24 protein-coding genes are annotated in these 26,483 nt (G+C 65.0%); 7 read left to right on the top strand and 17 right to left on the bottom strand.

Annotation, left to right across the window (positions count from 1 at the left end):
- Positions 1-823 precede the first annotated feature (823 nt).
- The 4 genes from ACVIW0_RS02525 to ACVIW0_RS02510 all read right to left on the bottom strand — a co-directional run bounded on the left by ACVIW0_RS02525 (position 824) and on the right by ACVIW0_RS02510 (position 5,576).
- Positions 824-1,594, bottom strand: a complete 771-nt coding sequence (locus ACVIW0_RS02525) for an SDR family NAD(P)-dependent oxidoreductase (RefSeq protein WP_461350887.1) — start codon at positions 1,592-1,594, stop codon at positions 824-826.
- A 16-nt stretch (positions 1,595-1,610) separates the two neighbouring features.
- Positions 1,611-3,275, bottom strand: coding sequence for a thiamine pyrophosphate-binding protein (locus ACVIW0_RS02520; RefSeq protein WP_461350886.1), 1,665 nt, complete (start codon positions 3,273-3,275; stop codon positions 1,611-1,613).
- A gap of 421 nt (positions 3,276-3,696) precedes the next feature.
- Positions 3,697-4,500 (bottom strand): dienelactone hydrolase family protein, encoded by an 804-nt coding sequence (locus ACVIW0_RS02515; RefSeq protein WP_461350885.1) that lies wholly within the window; start codon positions 4,498-4,500, stop codon positions 3,697-3,699.
- A gap of 77 nt (positions 4,501-4,577) precedes the next feature.
- The gene (locus ACVIW0_RS02510) at positions 4,578-5,576 is read right to left on the bottom strand and encodes a L,D-transpeptidase family protein (protein ID WP_461350884.1); all 999 of its coding nucleotides are present in this window, start codon (positions 5,574-5,576) and stop codon (positions 4,578-4,580) included.
- 254 nt (positions 5,577-5,830) lie between these two features.
- Between ACVIW0_RS02510 and ACVIW0_RS02505 the strand changes: the two genes are divergently transcribed.
- A complete protein-coding gene (locus tag ACVIW0_RS02505) occupies positions 5,831-6,448 on the top strand; it encodes a cyclic nucleotide-binding domain-containing protein (protein ID WP_461350883.1) in 618 nt (205 codons plus the stop codon).
- 353 nt (positions 6,449-6,801) lie between these two features.
- Positions 6,802-7,074, top strand: coding sequence for a hypothetical protein (locus ACVIW0_RS02500; RefSeq protein WP_461350882.1), 273 nt, complete (start codon positions 6,802-6,804; stop codon positions 7,072-7,074).
- Between the two features lie 9 nt (positions 7,075-7,083).
- Here ACVIW0_RS02500 and ACVIW0_RS02495 read toward each other — a convergent pair whose 3' ends face one another.
- Positions 7,084-8,118 (bottom strand): D-alanine--D-alanine ligase family protein, encoded by a 1,035-nt coding sequence (locus ACVIW0_RS02495; protein WP_461350881.1) that lies wholly within the window; start codon positions 8,116-8,118, stop codon positions 7,084-7,086.
- Positions 8,115-9,143, bottom strand: coding sequence for a putative zinc-binding metallopeptidase (locus ACVIW0_RS02490; RefSeq protein WP_461350880.1), 1,029 nt, complete (start codon positions 9,141-9,143; stop codon positions 8,115-8,117). The genes ACVIW0_RS02495 and ACVIW0_RS02490 overlap by 4 nt, the downstream gene beginning before the upstream one ends.
- Positions 9,144-9,367: 224 nt before the next feature.
- Between ACVIW0_RS02490 and ACVIW0_RS02485 the strand changes: the two genes are divergently transcribed.
- Positions 9,368-9,838 (top strand): hydrogenase, encoded by a 471-nt coding sequence (locus ACVIW0_RS02485; RefSeq protein WP_461350879.1) that lies wholly within the window; start codon positions 9,368-9,370, stop codon positions 9,836-9,838.
- A gap of 58 nt (positions 9,839-9,896) precedes the next feature.
- Here the strand turns inward: ACVIW0_RS02485 and ACVIW0_RS02480 are convergent, their stop codons facing one another.
- From ACVIW0_RS02480 to ACVIW0_RS02445, 8 genes are all read right to left on the bottom strand, one after another.
- A complete protein-coding gene (locus ACVIW0_RS02480) occupies positions 9,897-10,274 on the bottom strand; it encodes a hypothetical protein (protein ID WP_461350878.1) in 378 nt (125 codons plus the stop codon).
- Between the two features lie 69 nt (positions 10,275-10,343).
- A complete protein-coding gene (locus ACVIW0_RS02475) occupies positions 10,344-11,624 on the bottom strand; it encodes an RNA polymerase sigma factor (protein ID WP_461357227.1) in 1,281 nt (426 codons plus the stop codon).
- Positions 11,625-11,655: 31 nt separating this feature from the next.
- On the bottom strand, positions 11,656-12,051 hold the full coding sequence (locus ACVIW0_RS02470; protein WP_461350877.1) for a YciI family protein: 396 nt from the start codon (positions 12,049-12,051) through the stop codon (positions 11,656-11,658).
- Positions 12,052-12,322: 271 nt separating this feature from the next.
- Entirely contained in the window at positions 12,323-13,018 is a 696-nt protein-coding gene (locus ACVIW0_RS02465; protein ID WP_461350876.1) for an AprI/Inh family metalloprotease inhibitor, read from the bottom strand.
- Positions 13,018-14,001, bottom strand: a complete 984-nt coding sequence (locus tag ACVIW0_RS02460) for a 2-hydroxyacid dehydrogenase (protein WP_461350875.1) — start codon at positions 13,999-14,001, stop codon at positions 13,018-13,020. Before ACVIW0_RS02460 ends, ACVIW0_RS02465 begins: the two co-directional genes overlap by 1 nt.
- Positions 14,001-14,789 (bottom strand): ABC transporter permease, encoded by a 789-nt coding sequence (locus tag ACVIW0_RS02455; RefSeq protein WP_461350874.1) that lies wholly within the window; start codon positions 14,787-14,789, stop codon positions 14,001-14,003. Before ACVIW0_RS02455 ends, ACVIW0_RS02460 begins: the two co-directional genes overlap by 1 nt.
- Positions 14,786-15,592, bottom strand: coding sequence for an ABC transporter ATP-binding protein (locus ACVIW0_RS02450; RefSeq protein WP_461357226.1), 807 nt, complete (start codon positions 15,590-15,592; stop codon positions 14,786-14,788). The genes ACVIW0_RS02455 and ACVIW0_RS02450 overlap by 4 nt, the downstream gene beginning before the upstream one ends.
- A 227-nt stretch (positions 15,593-15,819) precedes the next feature.
- Positions 15,820-16,851 (bottom strand): ABC transporter substrate-binding protein, encoded by a 1,032-nt coding sequence (locus tag ACVIW0_RS02445; protein WP_461350873.1) that lies wholly within the window; start codon positions 16,849-16,851, stop codon positions 15,820-15,822.
- Between the two features lie 146 nt (positions 16,852-16,997).
- Between ACVIW0_RS02445 and ACVIW0_RS02440 the strand changes: the two genes are divergently transcribed.
- Positions 16,998-17,804 (top strand): creatininase family protein, encoded by an 807-nt coding sequence (locus ACVIW0_RS02440; RefSeq protein ID WP_461350872.1) that lies wholly within the window; start codon positions 16,998-17,000, stop codon positions 17,802-17,804.
- Between the two features lie 349 nt (positions 17,805-18,153).
- A complete protein-coding gene (locus ACVIW0_RS02435; RefSeq protein ID WP_461345544.1) occupies positions 18,154-18,417 on the top strand; it encodes a hypothetical protein in 264 nt (87 codons plus the stop codon).
- 346 nt (positions 18,418-18,763) lie between these two features.
- Here the strand turns inward: ACVIW0_RS02435 and ACVIW0_RS02430 are convergent, their stop codons facing one another.
- Complete coding sequence (locus tag ACVIW0_RS02430; protein ID WP_461350871.1) at positions 18,764-19,033, bottom strand: metal-sensing transcriptional repressor; 270 nt, start codon at positions 19,031-19,033, stop codon at positions 18,764-18,766.
- A 921-nt stretch (positions 19,034-19,954) separates the two neighbouring features.
- On the opposite strand from ACVIW0_RS02430, the gene ACVIW0_RS02425 reads away from it, so the two are divergent.
- Complete coding sequence (locus ACVIW0_RS02425; protein WP_461350870.1) at positions 19,955-21,949, top strand: carbohydrate porin; 1,995 nt, start codon at positions 19,955-19,957, stop codon at positions 21,947-21,949.
- 198 nt (positions 21,950-22,147) lie between these two features.
- Complete coding sequence (locus ACVIW0_RS02420) at positions 22,148-23,614, top strand: FAD-dependent monooxygenase (protein WP_461350869.1); 1,467 nt, start codon at positions 22,148-22,150, stop codon at positions 23,612-23,614.
- A 106-nt stretch (positions 23,615-23,720) separates the two neighbouring features.
- Here the strand turns inward: ACVIW0_RS02420 and ACVIW0_RS02415 are convergent, their stop codons facing one another.
- Positions 23,721-25,346: an FMN-binding glutamate synthase family protein gene (locus ACVIW0_RS02415; RefSeq protein WP_461350868.1), complete on the bottom strand. Its 1,626-nt coding sequence runs from the start codon at positions 25,344-25,346 to the stop codon at positions 23,721-23,723.
- 206 nt (positions 25,347-25,552) lie between these two features.
- The gene (locus tag ACVIW0_RS02410) at positions 25,553-26,422 is read right to left on the bottom strand and encodes a patatin-like phospholipase family protein (RefSeq protein ID WP_461350867.1); all 870 of its coding nucleotides are present in this window, start codon (positions 26,420-26,422) and stop codon (positions 25,553-25,555) included.
- Positions 26,423-26,483 lie beyond the last annotated feature (61 nt).

Genomic DNA, 26,483 nt, shown 5'->3' with positions numbered 1-26,483 from the left:
AGGGTTGTGTTGTTGAAGTATGCTGTAGCCCCAGCGTCGCACAACAATGCGCATTTGGGGTAATGGGTCCCGGCCTTCGCCGGGACGACGGTGAGTTTGTGGTGCGCCCATAAGTTAGCATTCTCGCGACATGAATTGTCCGAGCTTTGCTTGTCGTTCCGCCCTCTCCGTTGGGTGAGGGCGCAGGGAAAGCCGGGTGCCGATCGCACCCATGGGCCCCGAGCAATGGGGTAGAAAGCTCGGGGGTAGGACCACAGGTGTAACCGGAGCAATCCGGCTTTCCCTGCGCGATGGGTTACGGCTTATACGTGCTCTCCCCGGCGAGACTGGGCTTTGTTGTCACCGTCTTCGCGACGCGCATTGCGCAATCGGAAAAGACACCTACCGCTAGGGCGTCAGGCCTGCACGACTTCGCCGTCCGCTTCATGCGCATTCGTCGACTGCGCAATCGGCCTCCACCGCATCTCGACCCGCGTTCGTGACGACCGCGAAGCGCCCCTCGTGTCGGGTGAGACAGCGAATTCATACACTGAGTTGCTCTTCGGATAAAGCGAAATATTTTTGCTGCGGGGGCTTGCGCCGTCGGGCAACTCAGATGTAAGGGGCCCGCAACACTCTCATCTCGTCATTCCGGGGCGTGCGAAGCACGAGCCCGGAATCCATTGGGCCGCATCACGTGTGGTGAAATGGATTCCGGGCTCTCGCTTCGCGAGCCCCGGAATGACGAAGCGGGCAATCAGCGCGCCTCGAACCCGAACCGACGATGCGAACGACCTCATTCGTCGGGTTAGCCCGCCGGCAGATGCAACAAATCTCGACAATCTCACGCCGCGCTGTAGCCGCCGTCGACCACGTGCGATGCGCCGGTCATGAACGAGGCTTTGTCCGAGCACATCCAGACCACGGCTTCGGCGATTTCCTCGGGCACGCCCAAACGACGCACCGGAACCTTGGCGATGATCTCGTCGTAACGTTCGTCCATCGTTTCCTTGGTCATCGGCGTCTTGATGTATCCGGGATTGACGCAGTTCACCCGGATGCCGTCCTGGGCATATTCGATCGCGGCAGACTTGGTCAGCCCGACGACGCCGTGCTTGGTCGCGACATAGTGGCCCGACGTGGCGAGGCCGACCAGGCCCGCGATCGAGGCCGTGTTGACGATGGCGCCGCCCCCGCGCTGCCTCAGCATCTGTGCGACCTCGTATTTCAGGCACAGGAACACGCCCATCAGGTTCACCGATAACATCTTCGCTACCGAGGCTTGCGTCAGTTCATGAATGCGCTGGCCGGGCGGGCCGACGGAGCGCGCGGCCACACCGGCATTGTTGAACGCGCAATCGATACGGCCGAACGCCGAAACCGTGCGCGCCACCATGTTCGCGACATCGGCCTCGTCGGTGACGTCACCCTGGATCGCGATCGACTGGCCGCCGGCGGCATTGATGAGCGCGACCGTCTCCTCGATGCCGTCCTTCGAAAGGTCGGATACCGCCACGCGCGCGCCTTCGCGCGCCATCGCGATCGCGGTTGCCCGGCCGATACCGGAGCCGCCACCCGTCACCAATGCGGCCTTGCCGTCCAGAATGCCTGCCATGAAACTGCTCCGGTGGTCAGCGTTTGCCTTCGATTGCGATCTCGACGAGGTATGGCCGGCGGGTCGCGACGGCCTTTGCGACGGTGCCGGCGATGTCGTCGGCCTTCTCAACCCTCACCGCCTCGACGCCCATGCCGGCCGCGAGATGCACGAAGTCGAGCGCGGGGCCGGTGATATCCATGTTCTGATAGGGATGCTGGGTACCGGCTTCGAAGTTCTGACGCCAGACGTCGACATTGTGCTTGAGGATGCGGTACTCGCGGTTCGCGAGCACCACGAACACGATCGCAAGCCTGTGGTGCGCGGCGGTCCACAGCGCCTGGATCGCATACATCGCCGAGCCGTCGCCGGAGATCGCGACCACCGGACGGTCGGGCATCGCGACCTTGACGCCGATCGCGCCGGCAAGGCCCTGGCCGATGCCGCCGCCCCGGCCGCCGAAATAATCGCCGAAGCCGCGATAGTCGAAGGCACGCGCGAGATCGAGGCTCGCCGTGATGCTTTCATCGACGACGACGACGTCATCGGGCAGGCCGCGGCGCAGCTCCGCCATGACCCGCGGCATCGAACTCGGCTCCCGGTTCCAGCTCTTCTCCACGCGCGCGCGATAGGCTTCTCTCTCCTTCGCCTGCAATTGGGAAAGCCTGGCATTGCGGCTTTGCGCGGCTTGCCTGAACTCCGCTCCCGCCTTGGCGCGTACCGCGTCGGCCAATGCGCCGATGCTGACGGCAATGTCGCCGACCATGCCGGCATCGAGCCGGTTGTTGAGCGCAAGGCGCTCGGCCGAGGCTTCGATTTGTAGCACCGATGCGCCGTCGGGGATGTGGCCGCCGGGCGCAAACCAGATGTCCTCGAAGAACGGACCGCCGATCAGCAGCACGAGATCGCTCTCGCCGAGCGCCTTGCGCACCTGCCGGGCATCGCCCGGCAGCGACTGGCGATAGCTCGGATGGCTGGTCGGAAACGGCGCGTGGTGCCGAAGTCCCTCGAACCACACGGTGGCGCCGATCATCTCCGTGAGCGCCACCAGCGCCTGCTCGCCGCCGGATCGCGCCACGTCGTCGCCGGCGATGACGGCCGGATTGTTCGATTTGAGCAGCAGCGCGGCCAGTGCGTCGATGCCAGCCGGATCGGGGCGCGTCGATCGCCACAAGCGATCCGGCGTCGATGCCTCGACCGCGGTCTCCTGCTCCAGGACGTCGATCGGCAGCGCGACGAACACCGGCCCCTGCGGCGCATCGGTCGCCACCTTGAACGCGCGGCGCATGATCGGCGCGATCTCGTCGGCGCGCTCGATCTGCACGCTCCACTTGGTCACCGGAGCTGCCATCGCGACCAGGTCATGACCGAGCAGCGGATTGTCGAGCCGCATCCGCGTATCCTGCTGGCCTGCGGTCGCAACCACGGGCGACCCTGCCTTCAGCGCGCCGTAGAGCGAGCCGATGCCGTTGCCGAGGCCGGGAGCGACATGCAAGTTGGCGACGGTGACGCGTCCCGACGCCTGCGCGTAGAAGCTGGCCGCGCTGACCGCGACACCTTCATGCAGCGCCATGATGTAGTCGAGTTGCGGAAAGGCCGGCAGGCTGTCGAGCAGCGGCGTCTCCGTCGTGCCGGGATTGCCGAAGATGTGGCGCACGCCGTGCGACACGAACGATTCCATCAGCACACGACGCCCGCGCATTCGCTCCCTCTCGTTTGACCTTAATCTGTTTTGCGCATCATCGGCCGGGCGGCGACGCATGGCAACCGCGGGAGCCGGCCAGCATCCGCGCGGCCGACTGCGTCCTCCGCATGGCTTCACCGCGCGAACGCACCGTCACGCCGCGATTGCGGGCGAAGCGAAGCAATGACGGCGTCATATGGAGCGGCATTCTCCGCTGTCATCACCCGCGAAAGCGGGTGATCCAGTACGCAGCGGCCTCTCGGCTCAAGCGCAACGGCCTCTGCAATAGTGGATCGCCCGGTCCCGTCTTCGCCAAGGCTTCGACGAGGCCATGAGTCGCTGGCACGCCGAAGCTTTAGCGGAGGGCGGCAAGCCGGGCGATGACAGTGTGCTGAACGGCGGCGGCCTTGTTCAGCAAGGCCACAGCCACCTTTCCTGCTTATTTCTTGAGGTTGGCCGCGAACAGCTTGGCGGCTTCAGCCTTCGATTCCTGATCCGCCTTGGCGTCGTATCGGAGCGGCAGGTTGAACTTCTTGCCGAGCTCGGTGGCTTCCGGGTTGGTGAATGCGTGCACGGCGCCGGGATATTCGACGATCCGGTAATCGGCCTTCGCGGCGTCGAAATCCTTCTTCAGCGCATCGTACTGCTCGCGCTTCACGAACGGATCGTCGGCGCCGTTAAGGATCAGGATCTTGGCCTTGACGGCTCCCGGTGCCGGCGCGGGCGTGTTGAGACCGAGCGATGCATGGAAGCCCGCAACGGCTGCGAGGTCAGCGCCGGCGCGCGCCATGTTCAGCACCACTGCGCCGCCGAAGCAGTAACCGACTGCGCCGATCCGCTGCGGATCGACCGAGGCCTGCTTGGCGAGCTGCTCCCGCGCGGCGTTGAAGCGCTGCTCCATCACCTTCGGATCCTTCATCACCGAGCCTGCGAGCGCGCCGGCGTCCTTCGGGTTGTCGGCAGTCCTGGCGTCGCCATACATATCCGCGATGAACGCGGTGTAGCCCTGCTCCGCGAACTTGCGTGCCTCGTTATGGATATGCGCCGTGATGCCCCACCATTCATGCACCATGACGATGCCGGGCCGCTTGGCCTGGGTCGCGTCGTCATAGACGACGAAGCCCTTCATCGTGGCCTCGCCGTCGGAATAGGTGACCGGCTCTTCCTTCACTGCGGCGTGCGCGCTCGCGACCATCGCGATGGCGCAGAGTGCTCCCACCATGTTTGTTATGTACGTTCGCATCCTGACCTCCTGCGGGTTTGGCACGGCGCGACATTGGCATGCCAACGATTCCTGCGCTAGGTCCCGCGCCCGTCACGTTATCGCGCGCTCTCGACGAAGGTGACCGGTGTCCCCTTGGCGACACCGGCCGCGACGCGCGCCGCGTCCCAATTGGTGAGCCGGACGCAGCCATGGGACTCGGCCTTGGAGACTTTGTCGGGATTGCCGGTGCCGTGGATGCCGTAGCCCTCCCCGGAGAGATTGATCCAGACCGAGCCGACCGGGTTGTTCGGGCCAGGCTTGATCGTGAACGGTTTGTTCGATTTGACGCCCTTGAACTTGTATTTCGGATTGTAGTGATAGGTCGGGTTCTTCTCGACTGCCGTCACCTTCAACGTGCCGTTCGGCGTCGGCTTCTCCGTGCTGCCGACCGTTGCGGGATAGAAGGCGAGCAGCTTGCCCGCAGCGTCGAATGTGCTGAGCGTCTGGCGTGTCTTGTCGACCTCCACACGCGCAATCGCCGACGGCTTTCCGGCGTCGAGCACGTTCGCGACCACAATGCTGTCACCAACCTTGTCGAACTTTTGTCCTGGATTAAGTGCCTGCAGCAGCGCCTCGCTCATGTGGAATTTTTCCGCAATCGCCTCGCGGGGGCTGGTGTAGTTCAGCGCCGGGAGGCTCTTCATATCCTCCATTTTCGCGGGGATCTTCTTCAAGAACGGACCTTTCACGTCGGCATCGGCGATCGTGTAGGTAACCGTCGCAGGCCCTTCGCTGGCGGCGGCGAGCCTGCTCCAGAGATCGGCCGACACCGTCTTGTCGAAGGACAATCCGTTGGCTTGAGCAAACGCAGCGAGCGCCTTCTGTGCGTTCTCGCCGAACTTGCCGTCGATCTCGCCGGGAGAGAATTGCGCGCGGTCGAGCAGGATCTCGAGCTTGGCAATCGAGGCATTGACCTGTTGACGGCCCGGTACTTTTGCCGGCGGCGCCGCCGCGTCATTGATCGCGGCGGCATCGAGGCCTGCCGCGATCGCCGGCGCGGCCGGCAGAAGCAAAACAACAAGGGCAAATCGCACAACGAAAAAATGTCGAAACATCGCGCATCCCAACGGGTCTAGCTTTCGTCAAGCTGCGGAAGGCGCCGAAGTTCCAATGCAGATGGCGGTAGGGTTCTGCACTTGACCAGCAGAGATCGCGGCTTCGCCGCAATCGCCTCGAAGGGCTCCGCCGTTTGCGGCGTCGCACGCGCAGGCCGGCCACATTTCCACTCAGGGAACCGGGCGCACCGGTGTATGTTGCGGATCGTTTTCCGACCAGTTTGCTTGCAAATCATTTTCCAGTGGGCGTTGTCATGACGTTGATCGATGGCCTGGGTTATCTCGCGTCAGCGCTTGTCTTGCTGACGTTCTGCATGAGCACGATGTTGAGCCTCCGCTCGGTCGCGATATTCAGCAATCTCGCATTCATCGGCTACGGGTTGGGCGCACGGATATACCCGGTGCTCGCCCTTCATGTCATCCTGCTGCCGTTGAATGTGTTGCTACTGCTCCAGATGGTTCGGCTGCTGCGCAAGGCCAAGCTCGCCGCAGCGACTGATCTCTCGCCGAGCTGGCTGCAGCCGTTCATGCGGCCCAAGCACGTCAAGGCCGGAGAAATCATCTTCAGGAAAGGCGACGACGCCGACCTGCTCTACATGGTCGTCGCGGGCGAGGTCAGGTTTCCGGAGATCGATCGAAGCGTATCGGCGGGCGAATTGTTCGGAGAGATCGGACTGTTCTCGCTCGAGCGCCGCCGCACGCAAACGGCGCTCGCGGCGACCGATGTGGATCTGTTGTGGATCAGCGACGGCGCGCTGCGGAAGCTGTGCGAACGCAATCCGGGGCTGTCGCTGTATTTCCTGCGGCTGACGGCGACGCGGATGACGGAGAATGCGGCCCGTGCGATCGGCGTTGCCGCAGTCGCGCGTTGAGTGCTCCGCGCGCCGGTGCTACGGCGCGGATGAGACCGCAGCGCTCGGCAGCGGCGCAAACTGCATCTCCGCCACGGCGGAGCCGGCAAAGGCACTGGCGATCAGGATCATAACGCGAAGGGCGACGAACATGGAGCCTCCTGAGCTTCTTGTCTTTGCGTCAGGATAGGCCGGAGTTCTTTCCCGCCGGTGAGGAAAGCTGGTTGCCGCAACCTTGAAGGCATTGGTAAGCGAGCTCTTTACACAGCCACGTTCATCAGTTGGGAACCGTATCGGCCGATCGGCCGCAACGCTCAACCCGCGGTTCACCCTCGCCGGGCATTGTTCGCCTCAATCAAGAAGGCGCAAACACAATGCCGATTTTCAGGACGATGCTTGCTGTCGTATCGATTTTTCTTGCCGGTTTGTACGTCTACGATACCTGCCGCCGCAACCCGCTCGCGATGCCGGGTTCGGTAAACGAAATCCTTGCACGGCGCTGGCCGGAGCCGGATGCGTTTCGTGTCACGGCGGACGCGGCTCCCACGGCCACCGCCAGCACGACCCCGGCGGCGCGCGTTAGGGAAACGTTTGCGATGTTCATCCCGAGGGACGCGCGGCGCCACGTGACGCAGCGCAGCCTGTGATGGCGGCGGTCAGCCCAGCGACACGCCGGCCTTGGCGCGGCTGATCCCGAGCGTCAGGATGCGGTTCAACAGACCCGGGTAGTCCAGCCCGTCATGCCCGGCGGCGGTCGCGAACTCCTGGCTCTTGGCGATCTCCGGATTGGGATTGGCCTCGATGAAATACGGCACGCCGTTGGTCGACAGGCGGAAGTCAATCCGCGCGTAGCCGTCGAGCCCCAGGGTGCGATAGATGCGCTTTGCCAGCCGCTGAATGTGCGCGGAGAGTTCCGGTGTCAGGTCCTCGGCCGGGCCATCCGCGATCCCGACGCGCTCCTGATAGCTGGTGTCGTGCTTGACCTTCTCGGTTGCGATCTGCCGCGCAGCCGGGCCGCCCATGCTGCCGAATTTCAACTCCCAGACCGGAAGCACCCGCAGCCGGTTGTTGCCGAGCACGCCGACATAGAGCTCGCGTCCTTCGATGAACTGCTCGGCGATCGCGGCCGTGCCGATCCGTTCATGGATGAAGGCGACGCGCTCCGCGAGCTTCTCGTCGGTATCGACGATCGAGGCCTGCGAGATGCCGAGCGAGCCGTCGCTGCTCAGGCTCTTGACGATCAGCGGCAGCGCCAGACGCGGCGGCCGCCTGACCTTGCGGCGCATCGGGAACACGGCGAAGGCCGGCACCGGAACCCGGCGGTGATGCACCAGCGTCTTCGACAGGTCCTTGCCGCGCGCCAGGATCAGGCCGCGCGGGTTGCACCCGGTATAGGGGATCTTCATCAGCTCGAGATAGCTCGCGATGTGCTGGTCGTACACGACGTCGTAATGAAACTCCTCCAGCAGCGTGAACACCACGTGCGGCTTGAAGTCCTCGATCGCGTCGCGCACCGGCTTGATTTCCTCCTGCACGCCGAGCGGCCGAACGTCATGGCCGGTTGCGCGCAGGGTACTCACGACGTCATATTCGGTTTTCCATTCGTTGATCTCCCGCGCGGAATATCCGTCGCTGGAGTCCGGCGGCACACAGTCCGGGTGCATCAGCACCAGAATGCGAGAGTGTTTCATAGCGCGATCCATTTCCGGCGCGACGGGCCGAACAGCGCGTGCATGGTCTTGGCGGTCAGCAGGATGGTGAAGTTGGTCACCAGCTTCTGCTCGGGGCCGACGGCACGCAGATTGAGCTCGCGGCAGCGCGAGATCATATCATCAAGCACCGCATCGAGCGTCAGCTGGTTTTCGCCGGTCCAGCGTGCGACCAGCTGCCTGACCTGGGCGCGATGCCGCCGGATGAAGGACGCGGCCGGCGGGTGCCGGTAATGGCGGGGATCGGCGGAGAACAGCTTTGACAGGTCGCGATCGTAGGTCTTGGGCGGGTTGAAGGCGTAGAACGCCTGCTTCTTCCGGTAGTGCTCGCCGAGCGTCTGCTTGAGCGTATATAGCGGATCGACCCGCTCGCGGTTCACGAGCGGCGGCCGCTTGCCCGCGATCTCGCCCATCAGCTCGTCGACATATTCGAGCTTCTTGATCGCCGGCCAGCCGGCATAGCGCGTCCGCCAGTTCGATCGCGGCCGCAGCCACACCGCAAAAGTCTCGGCGAAATCCTCGTCCGGATGGCTCTGCGCATACCAGCGCCTGAGATGCTGGACATAGTTGCGGCTGGCCGGATTGGGCCGGTAATAGCGCGGATAATGTTTCGACGACGGGCCGAACAGCTGCTGCCAGCGCCGGCGGCGCTGCAGCTGGTAGCCGTGCTGCACCGCATGGCCGGCCTCGTGACGGAGAATCGCCATGCATTCCGACCAGGTGCCGCCCTCGACGTCGAGCATCATCTTTTTCTCGAGCTTCATCAGGCGGGGATGGGCGAGATAGAACGGAATGGCGATCCCGGGCACATCGGCCGGACTGAACCATTCGCTCGAGATCCAGGTGTGCGGCCGCAGCCGCAAGCCGCGTTCCTCGAGCTCCTCGTAGAGCGTGCTGACGCAGTCCGCGAGCCAGGTGTCCTCGACCGCAACCCTCAGGCTGCTGAGACGCTGCTCGAGCAACTCTTCGTCCGACAGCTTCTCCCAGGCGAATTTGCGGCGCGGCATAGGCTTCCAAAGTCAAAAACAAATCGGGATCGAAATGGTGTCATAGGTTGCCGCCGGCAACAACCGCCGGGCCTTCGCGCAAGAGGCCAGCCCACGACGGACCCCGGCCCCTTCCGCCATGGGCAGGCAGACCCCAGTGGCGCGGCCCTGTCGCCGGCCGGAGCCTCCGTACTTTCTGGTATGATCGGCTCATTTCCGGGCAAGGCTATTTGAGGGGGTGCAAGATGGATTATCGACGCCGGCTGCTGTTCCACGGCATGGCTCTGTTCCTGATCGGGCTGTTGACCGGCCTCCTCGAGCAGCACTTCAGCAATGTACGGATGGCGCTCGCGGCGCATCTGGAGGGCGTGATGAATGGCACGTTCCTGCTCGCAGTCGGCGCGATCTGGGGCGAGGTCAGGCTGTCGTCCCGCGCGAGCGTCGCAGCCTATTGGGCACTGCTGTGCGGAACCTATGGCAATTGGGCCGTGACGACGCTCGCCGCGCTTCTCGGGACCGGTGCACTCTCGCCGGTCACCGCCGCCGGGCGGAGTGCCGCGCAGTGGCAGGAAACGCTGGTGACCGCCGGGTTCATCTCGATCGGTCTTGCGATCATCGCTGGCTCGGTCCTGCTGCTATGGGGGCTGCGCGGCAAGGCCGCGCCGGTTGCGCCTAGAGCATTTCCGGTTGTGATTGAATCAGAACCGGAGCTCTAGCTTTTTGTTTGACGCGTTTTCTTCACGCGAACCGGTGTCCACTTCGCTCGAAAACGCTCTAAGGCTTGACCCAGCGCTGCACGGCAGCCGCGGTGTCGGCCGGGTTGCTGTTGAAGCAGATGGCGGCGCCAGGCGCGAGCCGGTGCACCAGATTGAGGATCCGCTCGAACAGCAGCAGCCGCTCCGGCGGCTCGCGCAGCCCGGCGCCGATCACGATGCAATCATAGCGGCGCGCATTGAGGGCCGCCGCCGTCACCGCTTCCGCGGTCTCGCCGAGATCGATCAGGCAGCTCTCGACGTCGTAGCCGAGCGTCCGCAAGCCCTCGATCTGCGCGTCGATATAGCTGCGCACAAGCTCGGGCGTGAATTGCGGGACGACGGAGAGATCGACGAAGGTCGGGTCGAGGCCGATCGCCAGCACGGATGGCTTGGTCATGGCGGCAGTTCCCTGTTCGGTACATCTCGTGCAAGCCTGCCAGAGCTTTGAGTCGAAATCGCGGAGCCGTCAGTGACGGCCCTGGTCCTGCGCGGCGCGCGCAGCGGCGGCACGGCGCTTGAGGAACTCGCGCTCGCGCGCATTGCCGGCCAGTGCGGCGGCGGCCTCGAACGCGGCATGCGCCTCGGCAAAGCGGCTCAGCCGGTGCAGGAGATCGCCGCGCACGCTCGGCAACAGATGGTAGGATTTCAGCGCCGGTTCATTCGCGAGACCATCGACGATCGCGAGCGCGACCAGCGGCCCCTCGGCCATGCCGATCGCGACCGCGCGGTTGAGCGCGATCACCGGCGAGTCCAGCAGCGCCGCGAGATCGCCGTACAGCGCGGCGATGCGGTGCCAGTCGGTCGCCTCGGGCGTGTCGGCCTCGGCGTGGCAGGCGGCGATCGCGGCCTGCAGCACATAGAAGCCGCCGGCGCCGCCGAGTTCGCGGGCGCGCGCCAGCGCCAGCTGCCCGCGGCGGATCTGCAGCCGATCCCACAGCGCGCGGTTCTGCTCCATCAGCAGGATCGGCGCGCCGGCCGCGTCGGTGCGCGCCCCCATCCGCGAGGCGTTGAACTCCATCAGCGCCAGCAGCCCGTGCGCTTCCGGCTCGGACGGCGCAATCGACGTCAGCACGCGGCCGATGCGCAGTGCCTCGTTGCAGAGTTGCGGCCGCAGCCATTCGTCGCCGCGTGCCGCGGTGTAGCCCTCGTTGAAGATCAGATAGACCACCTCGAGCACCGAGGCGAGCCGCTCGGACAGCTCCGCGCCGCCGGGCGTCTCATAGGCGAGACCGGAGTCCGACAGCGTGCGCTTGGCGCGCACGATGCGCTGGGCGATGGCCGACTCGCTCTGCAGGAAGGCGCGCGCGATCTCCTCGGTGGTGAGGCCGCAGATCATCCGCAGCGCCAGCGCGGCGCGCGCCTCGCGCGACAGCAGCGGATGGCAGGCGGTGAAGATCAGCCGCAGCAATTCGTCGCCGATATCGTCGTCGAGCGCGGAATCGAAATCGGGCATGATCTCCTGCTCCCGCGCCAGATCATGCGCAAGCATGCCGTGCCGCTGGCTCAGCATGCGGTTGCGCCTGATATGATCGAGCGCGCGGCGCTTGGCGGTCGCCATCAGCCAGGCACCCGGCTTTTCCGGCACGCCATCGGCCGGCCAGTGTTCCAGTGCAGCGACCAGCGCTTCCTGGGTCAGATCCTCGGCGAGCGGCACGTCGCGCAGCATCCGCGACAGGCTGGTGATCAGCCGCGGCTGCTCGATGCGCCACACCGCAAGGATGGTGGCCTGGATGTCGGCGGCCGTCATCGCCGCCGACGTGATGTCATCGCGCCGCGCATCAGACGCCGGCGGTGAGGTCGACCTGGCAGCCAATATCAGCGCCCGCGGTGGCGAACGGACGAACCTCGCAGGTTCCCTCCCAGCCCGGCATGTGCTCTTTGTGCAGCTGCATGAACTCCACCGCGGCCGCGACCGCCTCCTCCTTGTTGCGCAGCTCGAAGATCGCATAGCCGCCGATCATCTCCTTGGTCTCGACGAAGGGACCGTCGATGACGTTGAGCTTGCCGTCGGTGATGCGCACCTGGGCACCCATCGCGACCGGCAGCAGCCCGCCGGTATCGATCATGCGACCCGCCTTGATCTCCCGCTCGGCCAGCTTGCCCATCGCCTCCATCAGGGCCGGGGTTGGCGAGCGCGGAGGCTGGGGCGAGGTAACGATATACATGAACCGCATCGGAAAACTCCTGTTGGGCGAGGCGCGGCGCTGATCGCCGCAAGTCCGGCTCGCTATGGGAGACGACGATCCGGGAGGAGCCGGATCGACAGGGGCTGGGGAATTATTTTGAGGCGACCGATTCTTCTCCTTCCCGCTGAAAGGGGGAAGGTCGGGATGGGGGTCAGCCGCGGGTCCGCTACGAGTGGAGAGGGCGGATCCCCACCCGCTTTGCTCTACGAGCAAAGCGGCCTCCCCTTTTCAAGGGGAGGTTCAAGCGCCTGTTTGTCCCCTACTGCTCGCGCAGCATGATCAGCGGGTCGGCGCTGTCGGGGACGCGGCGCCATTGGGCGTTGTCGTCGGCTTCGAATTGCCAGGTCTCGCCCTTGGCGGACATCAGGATGATCTGGCCGTGGTCGAGCCGCCATTGCGTCGGGTTGAAGGCGGCGATGGCGGGATCGCATTTGCCTTTCAGGAACACCTGGAAATTGTCGTTGCCGGCGTCGGTATTGGTCAGCACCAGGCCGCAGATCGCCTGGCCGTTGCCGCGGACCATCGACCAGTCGCCGATCATCTGGTCCATCGACTTGGCGAGCGAGCGGGCGGCGGCGAGGTTTTGCAGGATGTAGACGCCCTCGTTGGTGCGCATGCCCTCGAAGATGCCGGTCTCGACCTCGGTGAAATCGATCACCGCCTCGCCGGTCGCATTTTGCAGCCGCACGATGTCGCCGAGGCCCTTGATGCTCCAGCCGGTGATGTCCTTGGTGAACGGCAGCGCGGCGGCGCAGCCCGGCTCGAGCTCGAGCCTGAAGCCCGAAGGCGTCGTGTCGCCCTTCAGCGTCACGACGCAGGTCTTGCTGCGCTCCGTGGTGGCGAGCTCCCACTGCCCGATCATGTCCTTTTGCAACGTCTCGACGTCCTGCGCGGCAGCCGGACCGGATGCGGCCAGCAGCGCAAGCAGGACGACGTTGCAGCGGGACAGCGGCATCAGCGATCCCTGACCGGTGTTTCGGCAACCGGCGTCAGCGGCGGCTTGCCGGCGAACCAGTTCCTGATGTTGTCGACCAGGAGTTGGTCCATCGCATTGCGCGTCACCACCGACGCCGAACCGATATGCGGCAGCAGCACGACGTTCTGCATCGCCTTCAATTCGTCCGGCACGTTCGGCTCGGCCGCGAACACGTCGAGACCGGCGGCGAGGATGGTACCGGATTTCAGCGCGGCGACCAGCGCCGCCTCGTCGACTACGGAGCCGCGCGCGACATTGATCAGCACACCGCGGGGCCCAAGCGCCTTCAGGACGTCGGCATTGATCATCTTCGCAGTCGAGGCGCCGCCCGGCACGATGACGATCAGGGTGTCGACCGCCTTCGCCATCTCGATCAGATCAGGATAGTGCTTGTACGAGACGTCCTTGGACGGATTGCGCGAGTGATAGGACACCGGCACCCGCGAGGCCTCGAGACGGCGCCCGATCGCCTGGCCGATCCGGCCCATGCCGACGATGCCGATCTTGCGGTCGCGCAGCGAGCCGACGCTGAGCGGATAGTTCTGGGTCTGCCACAGGCCGGAGCGCACATAGCGGTCGGCCTTGACGAACTCGCGCAGCGTCGCGATCAACAGCCCCATCGCGACGTCGGCGACCTCCTCGGTCAGCACGTCGGGCGTATTGGTGACCACGATATTGTGATCGCGCGCATAGGCGGAATCGATGTGGTCGTAGCCAACGCCGAAGCTGCCGACGATCTCGAGCTTGGGAAACAGCGCCAGCGCGGTCTTGTCGGTCGCCATCGTGTGATAGGTGACCGCGATGCCGCGGATCTTGCTCATCGTGTCCGGCGTCAGGCGCTCGAGGTCGCCGCGGCTTTCGGCCCGGTGCAGCACGTATTGATCGGGAAAGCCGTTTTCGAGGATTGGCCGGATCGGTCCATAGATCAACAGGTCGATCTTTTCGGAGGAAATCGGGGCCATCAACTGTCCTTTCCTAACGCGCTTTCATGCCAGCGGCGCAACAAGAGGTGGGAAACTAGCGCCAGCACCCCATAGATGACAATCCCGGCCAGCGATAGCAGCAGAAGGGCCGCGAACATGCGGGGAATATTCAGCCGGTAGCCGGATTCAGCGATCCGGAAGGCGAGGCCCGAGCCGGCCCCGGCGCTGCCCGCCGCGATCTCCGCGACCACGGCGCCGATCAGCGATAATCCTCCGGCGATGCGCAGGCCGCCGAGGATATAGGGCAGCGCGGCGGGCAGCTTGAGGAACAGCAGCGTCTGCAGCTTCGAGGCGCCATATAGTTGAAACAATCCGGCGAGGTTGCGATCGACCGAGCTGAGGCCGAGCGTGGTGTTCGACAGCACCGGAAAGAACGCCACGATCCAGGCGCAGACGATGACAGCGGTCTGCTGCTGCAGATAGATCAGGAGCAGCGGTGCGATCGCGATGACCGGTGTGACCTGCAGGATCACGGCATAGGGGAACAGCGAATATTCCAGCCATTTCGACTGGTTGAACAGCAGCGCCAGCACGACGCCGCCGATCGCCGCGGCCACGAAACCTTCGAGCGTGGTCAACAGCGTGACGACGAGCGATTGCGACAGCACCGGCCAGTCCGTAACCAGCGTCTTCAGCACCAGCAGCGGGCTCGGCAGCACATAGGGCTGGATGCCATAGGCGCGGACGATCGACTCCCAGAGCAGGAGGCCCGCGGCAAACACCGCGACCGGCAACACGAAGCGGACGAGGTCCTGCGGAGACGTCATGCGCCCGCCTGCCCTGCATAAGACGGCGCCAGCGCGCCCGAGACCTCGCGGCAGAACGCGGCATATTCGGCCGAGGTGCGGAACTCCTCGCCGCGCGGCTCCGATGAGGTGATGCGAAACTCGGCACCGATCCGGCCCGGACGCGCCGTCATCACGATCACGCGCTCGGACAGATAGACCGACTCGAACACCGAGTGCGTCACGAAGATGACGGTCTTGTGCAGATCGCGCCACAGCGCCAACAGATCGTTGTTGAGGCGAAAGCGCGTGATCTCGTCGAGCGCCGCGAACGGCTCGTCCATCAAGAGAATATCCGGATCGGTGACCAGCGCACGCGCCAGCGACACCCGCATCTTCATGCCGCCGGATAATTCGCGCGGATAGGCGTCAGCGAACTCCGCAAGTCCGACCTGATCGAGCGCATCCTCGATGCGGGCATCGGCAGCGGCGGCAGGCAGACGGGCAAGCTTCAGCGGCAGGCGGACATTGTCATGCACATTGGCCCACGGCATCAGGGTCGGCTCCTGAAACACGAAGCCGATTCTGTGGCTGCCGCGCTGCGCCGCGCCGTGATGGGCCAGCTCGACCTTCCCGGTGCTCGGCGTGGCAAGACCTGCGATAATTCGCAGCGCGGTGGATTTGCCGCAGCCGGAAGGCCCGAGCAGCGAGACGAACTCGCCCCGCCTGACATCGAGGTCGAGCGGGCCGAGCGCCGTCACGCCGCTGTCATAGGTCTTGCTGACGCCGCGCAGGCGCACGGCGAAGCTGCTGATATCGGTATCCGGCACGATGCTCCCTACCATCGACGGCCAGATATTGCTGCACACGATCGTGCCGCAAACTGCACCTCTCCCCACCGGGGAGAGGTCGCGCCGCAGGCGCGGGTGAGGGGGCGCAGGTCCCATGAGAGAGCAGAACCCCTCACCCGCATCGCATCTGACGATGCGATGCGACCTCTCCCACAAGGGGAGAGGTAGACCGCCAGCGCCGCAACATCTGCGCTAAACCTCATTGCGCCCGTCCGCGCCCGTCAGTTCTTCGGCCGGAGCTCGACGCCGACCGCCTTGTTGACGAAGCGCAGCGTGTAGCCTTGGCGATAGTCGATGGTGCTTTTCACCACGCCGGCGCGCACCATCTTGTCGAAGAAGGTCGCCATCCGCTCATCCGTCATGGCGCCGATGCCGTTCTTGACGGAATCGCCGGAGTCGACGATGCCATGCTCGCGCATCTTGGCGACGCAATAGGCCAAGAGCTCGTCGTTCATGTCGGGGTTGAGTTTCTTGATCATCGCGTTGCCGGCCGAATTGTCGCCATAGACATAGGTGTACCAGCCGACAACGGAGGCATCGACGAAGCGCTGCACCAGATCGGGCTTCTTGTCGACCAGGTCGCGGCGGGTCTCGATCAGCGTCGAATAGGAGTTGAAGCCGTAATCGGCGAGCAAGAGCACGTTCGGCTTGAAGCCGGCGGCCTTCTCGACCGCAAAGGGCTCCGAGGTGACATACCCCTGCATCGCGGTCTGCTTGTTCACGATGAAGGGCTGCGGGTTGAAGGTGTAGGGCTTCACCTTGTTCTCGTCGAAGCCGTATTCGGATTTCAGCCACTGGAAGTAGCTGGTGATGCCCTCCTTGGAGATCAGAAGCGTCAGCGGCTTCAGATCCTCGATCTTCGTGACCTTGACCTCGGGATGGGTCAGGAAGACCTGCGGGTCCTTCTGGAACATGGCAGCGACCGCGACCAGCGGCACGTTGTTGGTGACGGCGTCGAAGGTCTGCAGCGAGTTCGCGCTCATGAAGAAGTCGAGCTTGCCCGCAATCAGGAGCATGCGGTTGTTCTCGTTGGGGCCGCCGGGCACGATGGTGACGTCGAGGCCGTATTTCTTGTAGGTGCCGTCGGCCAGCGCCTGGAAGAACCCGCCATGCTCGCCCTCGGCGACCCAATTGGTGCCGAACGAGACCTTGTCCAGAGTCTGCGCTCGTGCCGCGACAAGGGTCAGGGCGAGGCCGAACGCAGCGGCCAGCAGGCTTGTGGTTAACGCTCGCGGAAAAAAGGCCCGGATCATGGTTGGACTCCGTCTGATATTATGGCCCATGATGGAAGGCGGGACACGTGGACCGCGCCCGGAGACGCGAACGCCCCGAATGATTGTTGGATAAACTAGCCTGCAAATCCATCCAATGAAACGCCTGTATTGAGACGACCGGCCCGATGACCTCTCAGCTCCCGCCCCGTGACTGGACCGCCATCCACTGGCCCGACCTCGCCAAGGGGGCGGCGGCGCGCTGGATCGCGGTGCTGCCGCTGGCTGCGACCGAGCAGCACGGGCCGCATCTGCCGCTCGGAACCGATGTCATGATCGGCGAGGCGTATCTGGCGCGGGCGCGCGAGCTGCTGCCGGCCAAGATCCCGGCCACGTTCCTGCCGTTGCAGCCGGTCGGCATCTCCACCGAGCACATCGACTTTCCCGGCACGTTGACGCTGCCGACCGAGGTCGCACTGAAGAGCTGGATGGCGCTCGGCGAGAGCGTGGCGCGCGCTGGGGTCAGGAAGCTCGTGATCGTGACCAGCCATGGTGGCAATTCCGCCGCGATGCAGTTGGTGGCGCAGGACCTGCGCGCGCAGCACAAGATGCTGGTGGTGACCACGAGCTGGTCGCGCTTCGGCACGCCGGACGGGCTGTTCGATGCCGACGAGTTGCGCCACGGCATCCATGGCGGCGCGGTCGAGACCTCGATCATGCTGGCGAAATATCCGCAAGCCGTGCGCAAGGACGCGATCGCGGACTTCAAGCCCGCAAGCGTGCAGATCGAGAAGGATCATCGCGTGCTATCGACACAGCGCCCGGCGCCGTTCGCCTGGCAGGCGCAGGATCTCAATCCGATTGGTGCGATCGGCGACGCGACCAAGGCCTCGGCCGAGAAGGGCGACAAGCTGCTCGAGCACGGCGCCCGCGCGTTCTGCGACCTGCTGGCCGATGTCGACCGGTTCGATCCCGGCGTGTTTGGCGGCAACTGACCGCGACTGCTTCGTCAGGGCCATCGCATAGGGTCTTCCGTGGCTGCACGCGCTCGGCCTCATGGTTCGAGACGCGCCGCAAGCGGCGCTCCTCACCATGAGGGTCTAGAGTTTCACCGCGAAATAAGACCTCATCCTGAGGAGCCCGCCAAAGGCGGGCGTCTCGAAGGATGGGCGGCAAGGACGCCATCCACCAGATTTCCATAAGCGGTCGCTCTGCGGCTGAAGCGACGAAACAATTCACGAAACCATATTTCCGGTCGCGACGTTCGAACCGGATCCGGAAAGCCTCCGTCCAACGGGCATGCGGACCACACCGGCGCCGCCGCCTTACAGGATGGAGTTTTCCATGTCGATCAAGACCAAGTTTGCCGCCCTCGCCCTCACCGCACTCGCCGTGACCGGCACCATCGCGACCACCACTTCGCAGGCCGAAGCCAGGCCGTATGGCTGGGGTTGGGGCGTTGGCGCGGGCCTCGTCGGTGCCGCCATCGTCGGCAGCGCGATCGCGGCCAATGACGGCTACTACTACAACGGCTATCGCCGCTGCGTCTGGGTACGCCAGTTCGACGCCTACGGCAACTACATCGGCCGCGTGCGTTCCTGCTATTGATCGACAGGCTCAAGTTCTAAAGCATGATGGGATCAGGTTGCGCCGGAGCGGCAGCGGAGGTTCACCTCTCCCTTGGGAGAGGTCGGCGCGTAGCGCCGGGTGAGGGGTTATGGTCTCTCGTTGGAGCCGCGGCCCCTCACCCGATTTGCTATGCAAATCGACCTCTCCCCATCGGGGAGAGGTGAATCGAGCGCGTGGCCGAACCGAATTCAATTCAAACCCATCTTGCTCTAGGGCTGCGGATCCTGCGTTCGGCACGGGTCCTCATCCACCCCGTGTCGCAACCGACCCGTCCGGTGATCCCCGGGCGGGTCAGCCCTTGCGAGCTCGCCGCACGCGGGCCGTCTCACAGATATTTCGCGATCAGCCGGAAGTCGCGCAGCACGCTGCGGCCCTTCGCTCCCGATGCCTTCAGCGTCTCCTCCAGGCCGTGGCCGATGTGATCGTGGATCAGCGCCTTCTTGGCGCTCTCGATCGCGCTCTCCACCGCCTGCAATTGCTGGGCGATCTGCGAGCAGGGCCGGCCCTGCTCGATCATCTCGACGATGGTCTCCAGATGACCGTTGGCGCGCTTCAGGCGCCGGGCAATCGCAGCGTGCGGATGGTCGTCGGGCATATGGTTCTCCTATCCTCCCCGGAGGATAATCATGATCCTCCCCGGGGGATAGCCGAAGCGGCTTGACAGGCCGTTGTCACGGGCGCAGTGCCCGATCGCCGGAACTTGCGTTCCGCATCGGGTTTTACTCCGGGATATCAACTCGACCACGATCCAGGACAGAAGGCACATGGGCAGCAGCAACTCAGGCGACAGTCGACCGGCAACGGGACACTTGACGCCGCAACACAGCAAGACTGTCGCGCAGAAGGCCTGCGTGGATGGGTCGCGCCCGACGTAACCGTGTGCTCCTCACCGGCCTGCCGCGACCAGCGGAAGTGGAGGTGAGCGATGTTCGAAAGGCTCGCAAAATTCCGGTCGTTCCAGCCGCGGCGGATCTCGCCGCCGACGGCCCTTCATTCCAATGACAATCTGCAGGGCTTTTGCCGCCTGGCAGGCCGCCGCAGGCGTCCAACCCCGGCCTGCCATTGGGTCCTGATCGACGGCCGGCTGGAGTGCCGGTGGACGATCGACGACAGCGGGCGAGCTCGATCGTCAGCGGCGCTCGGATCGTGCTCGGCGGCAGCGCATCGCGGCGCGCATTCGTCGCAACAACGGAAGAGCAATGGTGGTGATGCGGTCCGATCTCGACCGATTTGCCACAGCCGCGCGGCCGATCGCAGCCGCGGGGGCGTGGGGCCCGGCGGTGTTGCGTGACCGTCATCGTGGCGTGCAAATCGGAAAGGTATCCGGAGCGATCAGTTGCTATTGCGAGTGATTTGCAATAAGAAACTGAGGATGCCAGGTGCCCATCTGGCTTTGGATGGGACGATACGAATCGGACCGGGGACGGCGGGCGATGAATTCAAATCTCGGGTGGCACGCGGCCGCCAAATCTGTGATGACGGGCGAAACCGCCAACCGTTCGCGGAACGCCGCGTCATGACCTGCGTCCGTCTCTTCCGGGTTCAGATCGCCGCCGGCGCAGCGCTCGGTGCGGCTGCCTTCGGCGCGCCGGCGACCGCGGCCGATCTGCCCCTCAAGTCTCCCGCCGCCAAGGCGGTCTACAGCTGGACCGGTTTCTATGTCGGCGGCCATGTCGGCTATGGCGACGGCACGCTGGGTCCGGGCACCAACGCGATCCTGGAGCAGGGCGTGTTCTTTCCGCCCACCATCACCGGCGGGATCGGCGGCTTCCAGGCCGGCTACAACAAGGAATTCGCCAACCGCTTCGTGCTCGGCGTCGAGGCGGACGCGACCTTCACCGGACCGACCGATACGGTGCGGCGTCCGCCGGGTCCCTTCAACGCCTCGATCGACTATGTCGGCACCGTACGCGGCCGCGCCGGCTACAGCTTCGGCACCTGGATGCCCTATGTGACCGGCGGCTTCGCCTGGGGCCACACCCAGGTCAGGGTCAATGATGCCGCCGACACCGTGATCTCGGAGCCCGGCCAGTATCAGACCGGCTGGACGGTCGGTGCCGGCGCCGAATTTGCGCTGAGCGGCAACTGGACCGCCAAGCTCGAATACGAGTACATCGACCTGTCGCGACGCACGCTCGGCCTCGACGATTTCGGCATGCCCGGCATCAGCATCGAGCCGCGCATCCATTTGCTGAAATTCGGCCTGAACTACCAGCTCGGCGACTCGCCCTGGTCGGCGACGCCGACGCGGAGCGCACTGCCGGAGTCCAGCGACTGGAGCGTGCACGGACAGACCACGCTGCTCGGCCAGGGCTATCCGTCGTTCCGCGCGCCCTATTCCGGCACCAACAGCCTGCCGGGCGTGAGTCAGGTGCAGCAGACCTGGACCACGACGGCGTTTCTCGGCGTGCGGCTCTGGGAAGGCGGCGAGCTCTACTTCAACCCGGAGACGGCGCAGGGATTTGGCCTCAACGGCACGCTCGGCCTCGCCGGCTTCTCGAACGGTGAAGCGCAAAAGGCCGGCGCGCCGTTCCCGAAAATCCGGCCGCAGCGCTATTTCTTCAAGCAGACCTTCGGCTTCGGCGGCGAGCAGGAAGACGTCGCCGACGGTCCCAACCAGATTGCCGGCAAGCGCGACATCGATCGCCTCACGATCGTGGTCGGCCGCTTTGCGGTGGGCGATTTCTTCGACGGCAATTCCTACGCCAAGGATCCGCGCGCCGACTTCATGAACTGGGCGATGTGGGCCTCCGCCGCCTACGACTTCCCAGCCGATCTGCCCGGCTACACCCGCGGCGCCGTGGTCGAACTCAACCGCAAGGACTGGGCGGTGCGCGCCGGCGTGTTCCAGGTGCCCAATGCACCGAACAGCGACGTGCTGATCTCCAACGGCAGCACCGGCGGTGCGGTGGTGGAATTCGAAGGCCGCTACGCGATCTTCGATCAGCCCGGCAAGCTGCGCGTCGGCGTGTTCGGCAATCGCGGCAACACCGGCAATTACGCCCAGGCGCTCGCGATCGAGGACGCCAACCCCGCGCTCGACATCAACGACGTGATGGCCGGTATCCGCAAGAACAACACCAAATACGGCTTCTACCTCAACGGCGAGCAGCAGATCGTCACCGATGTCGGCCTGTTCGGCCGCCTCAGCTGGAACGATGGCCGGACCGAGATCCTGTCGTTCACCGACGTCGATCGCAGCGTCTCCGGTGGCCTCTCGATCAAGGGCAGCCGATGGGGCCGGGCGAACGACACGATCGGCATCGGCGGCGCGATCAACGGGCTGTCCGCCGCGCACCGCGACTACCTCGCTGCCGGCGGCCTCGGCCTTCTAATCGGCGACGGTGCGCTGAACTACAGCCCGGAGCGGATCTTCGAGACCTACTACGCCTATCAGGTGAACAAGAACCTGACCGTGACCGCGGACTATCAGTTCATCACCAACCCCGCCTACAACACCGACCGCGGCCCGGTGCACATCTTCTCCGGCCGCATCCACGGCGAGTTCTAGTCTCGCTATCTTCCACCGTCGTCCCGGCGAAAGCCGGAACGACGGCGAATTTGCTGCGCCGTTCGTCGCAATGATGTCTCGGAGTTGGTTCGAGCCAAACACCCTCTCCCCACTCAGATATATGTAGACCCCCCGGGCTTGCCGCAAGCCCGGGGTGATCCCGTAGAACGCGCGCCCAATCAAACGGAGGAGCGCGCGATGCGTGAACATGATGTGGTGATTGCCGGCGGTGGACCGACCGGATTGATGCTGGCGTGCGAGCTTTCGCTGGGGGGAATCGACGTCGCGATTGTCGAGCGGCGCGCCAGCCAGGAACTTGTGGGCTCCCGTGCAGGCGGGTTGCACGCGCGCACCCTCGAGATGCTCGACCAGCGCGGCGTTGCGGATCGCTTCGTCGCGGAAGGGCAGCGCCATCCGGTCGTGCACGTCCACCCGATACCGCTCGATCTCAGCGACTTTCCCACCCGGCATAATTACACGCTCGCGCTGTGGCAAAACCATATCGAGCGCATCCTGGCCGAATGGGCCGGCGAACTCGGCGTGCCGATCTATCGCGGGCGTGACGTGACCGGCTTTGCACAAGATGACAGCGGCGTCGATGTCGCGCTGTCCGACGGCGATTTGCTGCGCGCGCACTATCTCGTCGGCTGCGACGGCGGACGCAGCCTGGTTCGCAAGACAGCCGGCATCGATTTCCCCGGCTTCGAACCGACCGCCAGCTGGCTGATCGCGGAAGTGCAGATGGCGGAGGAGCCGCCGCTCGGCTTTCGCCACGATGCCGTCGGGATCCACGGGATCGGCAAGATCGAGGACGGTCGCGGCTTGCGGCTGGTGCTGACCGAGCGGCAGCTAAAGTCCGCCGAACCCGGCTTGATCGATGTGCGCGAGGCGCTCGTCACGGTCTATGGCTCCGACTTCGGCATCCACAGTCCCGGCTGGATCTCACGGTTCACCGACATGACGCGACAGGCAGACGCCTATCGCGAACGGCGCGTGCTGCTCGCCGGCGATGCCGCGCATGTGCATCCGCCGATGGGCGGACAGGGCCTCAATATCGGCGTGCAGGACGCGGTCAATCTTGGATGGAAGCTGGCGCAGGTGGTCAAGGGCATCGCGCCGGACACTCTGCTCGATAGCTACCACACCGAGCGCCACCCGATCGGCGCCCGCGTGCTGCGCAATACGATGGCGCAGGTCGCGCTGCGCCGTACCGACGACCGCTCCAAGGCGCTGGATGAATTCGTCCGCGAACTGCTCAGCATGGACGAGCCGCGCAGACACTTTGCCGCGGTCCTGTCCGGGCTGGAGATTCGATACGATTTCGGCTGCGGCCATCCGCTGCTCGGACGCCGTCTGCCCGATCTCGATCTGGTCGCCGCCGGCGGCCCGGTGCGGGCCTTCACACTGCTGCACCGGGCCCGGCCGGTGCTGCTCAATTTCGGCAAGCCCGGCAGCATCGATATCGCGGGATGGACCGACCGGGTTCGGCTGGTCGACGCCGCGTATGACGGCGAATGGGAGCTTCCGGCGATCGGCACGGTTGCGGCCCCGGCCGCGGTGCTGGTGCGGCCCGACGGTTACGTGGCGTGGGTCGGAGAACAAACGCAGGCGGGGCTCACTGAGGCGCTGACCAAATGGTTCAGCGCGCCTGCTTGTCCGCAGTGAGCGCAGCCCGGATGGAGCGAAGCGCAATCCGGGGGACCGGTCGATCAATGGATAGGGCGGCCCCGGATTTCGCTGCGCTCCATCCGGGCTACGGACTGTCGACGCCTCATCCCGCCGGCTGGAACGAGTCGGCGCGCGCCATCGCCCAGGCATCGCGGAAGCGGCGGTCCTGGGTGCCTTCGAGCAGCTCGCCGGAGCGCAGCGTCGGATAGAGTTCGGCAAACGTAGAGACCTCGGTGGTCGAACTGCGCTGCGAGAAGTGGATAGGCCGCAGATCCTTGGTGTGCTCGAGGCCGGCGGCGGCGAGCAACTCGGTCAGCGCGTGCAGGGTCGAGTGGTGGTAATTGTACACGCGCTCGATCTTGTCCGGCACGTAGAGCGCGCGGTTGCGGATCGGATCCTGCGAGGTGACACCGGTCGGGCAGCGATCGGTGTGGCAGCTCAGGGACTGGATGCAGCCGAGCGCGAACATGAAGCCGCGCGCCGAATTGCACCAATCGGCCCCGATCGCCATCGCGCGCGCCATGTCGAAGGCGGTCGCGATCTTGCCGGAGGCGCCGATCTTGACGCGGTCGCGCGCGCCGATGCCGATCAGCGCGTTATGGACGAAGTTGACGCCCTCGCGCATCGGCATGCCCAGATGGTCCATGAACTCGAGCGGCGCCGCACCGGTGCCGCCTTCATTGCCGTCGACGACGATGAAATCGGGATACAGCCCGCTCTCCTTCATCGCCTTGCAGATCGCCAGGAACTCCCAGGGATGGCCGATGCACATCTTGAAGCCGGCCGGCTTGCCGCCGGATAGTTTTCGCATGTTCGCGACGAATTCCATCATCTGGATAGGCGTCGAGAACGCCTTGTGATAGGCCGGCGAGATGCAGTCCTCGCCCATCGGCACGCCGCGGATCTTGGAAATCTCCTCGGAGACCTTCGCCGCCGGCAGCACGCCGCCATGGCCGGGCTTGGCGCCCTGGCTGATCTTGAGCTCGACCATCTTGATCTGGTCCTCGCCCGCGACGCTTGCGAACAGCTCCGGGTTGAAGGTGCCGTCGCGGTTGCGGCAGCCGAAATAGCCGGAACCGATCTCCCAGATGATGTCGCCGCCCATCTCGCGGTGATAGGGGCTCACGCCGCCCTCGCCGGTATCGTGGGCGAAGCCGCCCTTCTTCGCGCCGGCATTTAGCGCCCGCACCGCGTTCGGGCTGAGCGCGCCAAAGCTCATCGCCGAGATGTTGAAGACCGAGGCCGAATACGGCTTGGTGCAATCGGGGCCGCCGATGGTGATGCGGAATTTCTGGTCGGCTTTCGGCTTCGGCGCCACCGAGTGATGCATCCACTCGTAGCCCTCGCGATAGACGTCCTCCTGGGTGCCGAACGGCCGCTTGTCGAGCACCATCTTGGCGCGCTGATAGACCACCGCGCGGGTGTCGCGCGAGAACGGCATGCCGTCCTTCTCGCTCTCGAAGAAATACTGCCGCATCTCGGGGCGGATTTCCTCGAGCAGGAAGCGGACATGCGCCGAGATCGGGTAGTTGCGCAGCACCGCGTGGTTCTTCTGGGTCAGGTCGCGGATTCCGAGCAACGTCAGCGCGCCGAAGATGACCAGCGGGATCAGGATGATCTTGAAGATCTTGTGGTCGAAAATTCCAACCAGCAGCAGGAGCGTGGTGACGACGGCGCAGATCGTCAGAACGATGAAGCGCGGCGAGAACGGAAGCAGCATCGTATCCATCAGAATCCCCTCCGGTCTGCCCTGACTACCCTGTCGGTCGTGAGCCTAATCCAACTCGCGGAACAAGTGCACTACGGTTATACGGCCGAGCAGTCACAGATGTGACAACCGCCCGGAAGGGCGGATGCTGTGGCCGGTCAAATTGAAACGAATTGCCTTTTGCAGTGCAACGAAGAGGCAAGCGGCGCGAGGTGAAAGCGCCACCCTCAATGGTCGTGCGGCTGCAATTCGTGCGGGATGTGGCCCGGCTTCAGGCCGTCGCCGGCAAGCCACGCATTGGTGGTGTCCAGGGCGCGGGCGATGTGATCGGATGTCCGGGAGAAATCGTAGGGCGATCCGACCAGCGGGCAGAGCGGCGGCACCACGAAGTATTCGACACCGGGCCCGATATTCTCGAGCTCGTTGACGAGCTGTCGCGCGATCAACAGCGTCAGCGCATGCAGCGCGTTGGCGAGCGCACCGACCGGTGGCGCCTGGTTGGCGCAGGCATGCCCGGTCGGCAGCACGATCAGGCGCTTTGCCCCGTGCTTCACCGCAACGCGGACCGGCGTGTTGCTGGAGATCGCGCCGTCGGCGAGGTAGTGATCGCGATAGCGCACCGGCGTGAACGCGCCGGGGATCGCGGTCGATGCGACGATCGCCTCCGCCGTCGAGCCCTCCGACAGCACCACGCTGTCGCCGCTGATGATGTCGGTGGTGACGATGTGGATTGGGATCCGAGCGTCCTCGAGATTGCGGAACGGAATGTAATCGTCGATCAGCCTGCGCACGCCGTCATGCGGGATCAGGAAGTCGCGCCGCCACAGGAAGCTGACCAGCGTCCGCCAGGTTACCGGAAACACGTCCTGCCGGTTCAGGCCGCGCCAGATCTCGGCGAGCCGCGCCACGCCCGCGACCGTGGGGTCGCCGGCATAGAACGCTCCGTTCAGGGCGCCGACGCTGGAGCCGACCACCATGTCGGCCGTCACGCCATGCCCGGCCAGTGCCTGCAACATGCCGACCTGGACCGCACCAAAGCTGCCGCCGCCGGCAAACACAAAGGCGGTCTTCGGTGCATCCGGATCGGTGATCGACAAGGTGCGGCTCCCAGCTCGCCGCGTTCGGGAAACGGCTGCGCGGCGTTGGGGGCGTTATAGC

Source organism: Bradyrhizobium sp. USDA 4454, from assembly GCF_054822705.1.
The sequence above is the reverse complement of the archived record's forward strand: the minus strand, read 5'-3'. Positions and strand labels throughout refer to the sequence as shown.